Below are 4,786 nucleotides of genomic sequence, written 5' to 3' on the forward strand. Positions count from 1 at the left end.
CACCCGAACTGAAAGCCAAATTCGCTGGAGGTAGTGCCAGATTCGAAAAACTTTCGAGCCCCTGTCGAAACCGGCCTATATGGGACGACATATGTCAGGCTCGCCAGACGCGAGCTTAAAACACCAATGCGATCCAAACGGTCAAGAAACCGGAACGGCTGAACAGGGCCGGTCAAATCGCAAGCTTATGGATGAACGATCATGGACCAGGCTGTCGATAACAAAACGATGGCGGAAACCGGCACGCCGATAACAGAGAGCGAAAAGAACGCCATTATCGGCGGCGTGCTGTTGTCGATGCTGTTGGCGGCACTCGACCAGACCATTGTTGCGCCAGCCATGCCGACCATCGGGCATGCGCTCGGAAACGCACACTATCTGCCATGGATCGTCACCGGTTATCTTCTGACCGCTACCGCCGTGGCCCCGCTCTACGGCAAGATTTCCGATGTCTACGGACGCCGGCCGACCGTCTATGCCGCGATCCTGATCTTTTTGGCGGGATCGCTGGTCAGTGCGATGGCTCCCAACATGTTTGTGCTGGTTGTCGGGCGGGCGATCCAGGGCGCCGGCGGCGGCGGCTTGTTCGCGTTGACGCAGACCGTGGTCGGCGATCTCGTTCCGCCGCGCGAGCGGGCACGCTATGCCGCCTGGTTCTCCGGCACATGGGCTGTCGCCAGCGTTGCCGGTCCGTTGCTCGGCGGCACTTTCGCAGAGCACCTGCACTGGTCACTGATCTTCTGGATCAACATTCCGCTTGGTGTTCTTGCGATGGCGATCATCAACAAGCCGCTCAAGAAACTGCCCGTTGCCGCAAAGCGCCATCGCATCGACGGCCTGGGCGCGTTGCTTCTGATCATTGCCACGGCGCTGCTGCTGCTCGCATTGAACTGGGGCGGCAGCGCCTATCCCTGGATTTCGCTTGAAGTCATCGGCGTTCTCTGCGGTTCGGCGATTTTCTGGGGCGCTTTTGCCTTGCGGCTTATGCGAGCCGCCGAGCCGCTCATCTCACTCGAAGTGCTTGGCAATCCAATCGTCCTGGCGGGCACGCTTTCGATGTTCCTGCTTCAGGCCGCAAGCGTCGGCATGGCTGTGTACCTGCCCGTCTATCTTCAGGCGGTGCTCGGCCTGTCGGCCGCAGAGTCGGGCATCGCGATGCTCGGGCTTCTGCTGGGGACCGTCGGCGGCGCGGCATTCAGCGGGCGTATGATACCGCATTTTACCCACTACAAGCGCATCGCGATGGTGGGCGTCGTCTTCAGCATGCTGTGCCTCTGCCTGCTGGCCGTCGTCGCAGGATATGCAACGCTGCTGGAGGTAGAGGTCTTGACGATCTGCATCGGGTTTGGAACCGGAACGACGTTTCCGGTCACCACCGTGTCGGTCCAGAACGCCGTCGATCGCGTGCATCTCGGCGTCGCGACGGGCGTGCTGACATTCCTGCGTTCGCTTGGCAGTGCGCTTGGTGTCGCGATGCTCGGCGCGGTCGCTCTGGGCTACGGCTTGCCACTTGCCGGTGAAGGCGTGCGGATCGTGGGCCATAGCGCGACGGTCGAGCCGTTCGTGATGATCTTTGCCGTCGCCGCCGTTACATTGCTGCTGGGGCTGATCACGCTGACGCTGATGCCCGAAAAGGAGCTTCGCGGTTACGCCGACAATGCGGCGCCCATCCTCGCCGAGTAAGCTTCAGCCGGAGACGCCGAGCTTCTTCTGCAGGCTGGTCGATGAGGTCGTGTACTGGAAAACGATGCGCTCGCCGGGGCTGATGATGCGCTTGGCGGCCTGCGCCATCAGCGCCACTTCGTGGAAGCCAGACAGGATCAGCTTCAGCTTGCCCGGATACCAGTTGATGTCGCCGACCGCGAAGATACCGGGCACCGATGTCTGGAACTTCTCGGTATCGACCGGAATAAGGTTCTCGTGAAGGTTGAGACCCCACTCCGCGATCGGTCCGAGCTTCATGGTCAGGCCGAAGAACGGCAGCATGCGCGTGCAAGGCACCTCGACATCGCCGTCAGGTCCCTTGATGGTGGCCGATGACAGTTGGCCGTCGGCACCGGTCAATCCGGTCACCTGCCCGACCTGGAACTCCAGCTGCCTCATCTCCTGCATGGCATACATCTTGTTGACGCTGTCGGGGGCGGCACGGAACTCGGGCCGCCGGTGCACCAGCGTCACGCTCTTTGCCACCGGCTGCAGGTTCAGCGTCCAGTCGAGTGCCGAGTCGCCGCCACCGACGATAACGAGGTCATGGCCGCGAAAATCCTCCATCCGGCGCACCGAATAGAAGACGCTCTTGCCTTCATAGGGCTCTATGCCGGGGATCGGCGGACGCTTGGGCTGGAAGGAGCCGCCGCCGGCGGCAATCACCACCACCTTGGCCTCGAACACCTCGTTTTCGTCGGTGGTGACGCGAAAACTGCCGTCCTCCAGTTTTTCCAGGCTGGAAACCATTCGGTTGTAGCTGAAATCAGGCTTGAACGGCGCGATCTGCTCGAGCAATTTGTCGACCAGCCCCTGCGCCGAGATCGAAGGCCAGCCTGGAATGTCGTAGATCGGCTTTTCCGGATAGAGCTCCGCGCACTGGCCGCCCGGCCGATCGAGAATGTCGATCAGGTGGCATTTCATGTCGAACAGGCCGAGCTCGAACACGGCAAACAGGCCAACCGGTCCTGCCCCGACAATAAGCACGTCTGTCCTGATAATGTCGGTCATGCCTGTGCCTCGCTGCGCATGACCCCGAAAATCGGATCGATTTTCGGAAAGGATCATGCGCAAATAAAAGTGCTACAGCGTCCTTTGCGCGTCCAAGAGGACGCGCGGCGCTGTAGTGAAACAGCAGGACACTGCATGACCATCGCTCCGCTGCCAAGCCGCAGCGGGAAAAATCAGTTGGCAAAGATACTGCGCTTATCCCTGACGGGCAGGCACCCGCACAATGAGACCGTCGAGCGCGTCTCGCACCTTGATCTGGCACGACAGCCGTGAGTTCGGCTGGACGTCGTAAGCGAAGTCCAGCATGTCCTCTTCCATCGCTTCCGGCTCGCCGACTTCAGCCGTCCAGGCTTCGTCGACATAGACGTGACAGGTGGCACAGGCGCAGGCACCGCCGCATTCGGCTTCGATCCCGGGCACGGCGTTGCGGATCGCGTTCTCCATGACCGTAGAGCCGTTCTCGGCGTCCATGTCGAAATGCGTGCCGTCATGGGCAATGAAAGTCAGCTTGGTCATTTGTCACCTGAAGGGAGTTCCAGCCGAGATAATCACTCCGGCTGACAAGTCAACTGCCGCATGAAAGCGCCGCCCGATGACGTTTTTCCGCAAATCGGGTTCAGCGCGGATTCAGCGGTTGATGGCGGCGATGAAATCGCGCACTTCGTCGATCAGCATGCCAAGCCGTTTGAGCGTCTGGCCGTCTTCCGGCCGATGCTCGATCTCGGTGGCGCAATCGGCGATGGCAAAGGCGCCGACGCCCCGTGCCGAACCCTTCAATCCATGGGCGAGCAGAAGCCGGTCCTTGATGTCGGCGTCGACTATTCTGTCGCGCACGGACAGCGCCTGCTGTACAAACAGCGCCAGCACCTCTTGCTCAAGGCTGCGGTCACCCATCGTCTGGCGGGCAAGGTGTGCCAAATCGACCGGCCGTGACCGCCTTGGTCCGGATACGTCGCCCCCGGGCATTGAGAAGGCAATGCCGCTTTCGCCACGCATGAACTCGAACTCCGTTTCTTCGATTCGCCCAAAAACCTAGGCGAATCCAATGGACAACGGGTTAATGAATGGCCGGGAAAAATGTTGCCAAAGCGGCGCCCAAATCACAGTTCCGTTAACCTTATATTTAAAGTTTTACGTATCCCGCGGAATGCATGTTTTCTTTACCCCCCTGTGTCATTACGATACGAGGGGTCCATTTTCAGCCTCCTGCGCGGGGCAAGACAAACAGAATTATAAGCCCGCGGCAGCTAGTACAGGGTAGCGAAGGCATGGCAAAGAAACCAACGACGACGAGAACTCTCGACAGCGACGTGGCCAGGGAACTGGAAAAGGCGCTCGATCTCGACCTCAGCAACGAGATCGGCAACGGCGACCTCGACATCGCGGCTTCTATGGAGGATCTGGAAGCTCAGATATCCCAGGCGGCCGACGAGTTGGCGCGCGAGGGACGCAATCATAAGCCGGAACAAAACCCGGAGCCCGTAGTCAATCAGAACCACGCCGCGAAACCCGCGCCCAAGGCAAAGCCTGCCGAATTGCGCCCCGTGGAACCGCGCAATGGCGCCCAGCCCGCTGGTTTCGCACCGGCCAATGACGATCGCCAGAAGGACTATAAGACGCTCCTGCACAGCCTCAACAGGCGTGCCTCGAACACCATTTACTGGGTCGTTGCCTTCGTTTCGCTCGCCTGGTTCGCTGGCGCCGGCGGTTTGGCCAATCTGCTTTTCGGACCGAGCATCTGGAGAATCCGTACGCTCGACCAGTTCCTTGCCCGTCCGGAGCTGATCGGCCTTGCGGTCGCGGCCATCGTGCCCGTCATCCTGTTCTGGGCCTTCGCCGCCATGATTCGCCGCGCCCAGGAAATGCGCATCGCCGCACAGTCGATGACCGAAGTGGCCTTCCGCCTGACCGAGCCGGAAAACCTTGCCCAGGATCGCGTCATGATGATCGGCCAGGCCGTTCGTCGCGAGGTCGCGGCCATGGGCGAAGGCATCGAACGCACGCTTGCCCGCGCGGTCGAGCTGGAAACGCTGGTCCACAGCGAAGTCAACCAGATCGAACGCTCCTATTC

4 protein-coding genes and 1 pseudogene are annotated in these 4,786 nt (G+C 60.7%); 2 read left to right on the forward strand and 3 right to left on the reverse strand.

Translation table 11 applies throughout. From position 1 onward, the window contains the following. Nucleotides 1–201 precede the first annotated feature (201 nt). Nucleotides 202–1,683 carry an MDR family MFS transporter gene (locus tag EN939_RS21285; RefSeq protein WP_127269544.1) on the forward strand — a complete coding sequence of 494 codons (1,482 nt, stop codon included), beginning with the start codon at nt 202–204 and terminating at the stop codon, nt 1,681–1,683. Nucleotides 1,684–1,686: 3 nt separating this feature from the next. On the opposite strand, the gene EN939_RS21290 is transcribed toward EN939_RS21285, so the two are convergent. The 3 genes from EN939_RS21290 to EN939_RS21300 all read right to left on the reverse strand — a co-directional run bounded on the left by EN939_RS21290 (nt 1,687) and on the right by EN939_RS21300 (nt 3,711). Then, nucleotides 1,687–2,715 carry an NAD(P)/FAD-dependent oxidoreductase gene (locus EN939_RS21290; RefSeq protein WP_127269545.1) on the reverse strand — a complete coding sequence of 343 codons (1,029 nt, stop codon included), beginning with the start codon at nt 2,713–2,715 and terminating at the stop codon, nt 1,687–1,689. 195 nt (nt 2,716–2,910) lie between these two features. Continuing rightward, nucleotides 2,911–3,231, reverse strand: a complete 321-nt coding sequence (locus EN939_RS21295) for a 2Fe-2S iron-sulfur cluster-binding protein (RefSeq protein WP_056582251.1) — start codon at nt 3,229–3,231, stop codon at nt 2,911–2,913. 111 nt (nt 3,232–3,342) lie between these two features. Continuing rightward, nucleotides 3,343–3,711, reverse strand: coding sequence for an Hpt domain-containing protein (locus tag EN939_RS21300; protein WP_127269546.1), 369 nt, complete (start codon nt 3,709–3,711; stop codon nt 3,343–3,345). 272 nt (nt 3,712–3,983) lie between these two features. Here EN939_RS21300 and EN939_RS21305 point away from each other — a divergent pair. Then, nucleotides 3,984–4,786, forward strand: a pseudogene (locus tag EN939_RS21305) (kinesin); the annotation flags it as partial.

The organism is Mesorhizobium sp. M7A.F.Ca.CA.002.05.1.1 (assembly GCF_003998335.1).
Lineage (GTDB): Bacteria > Pseudomonadota > Alphaproteobacteria > Rhizobiales > Rhizobiaceae > Mesorhizobium.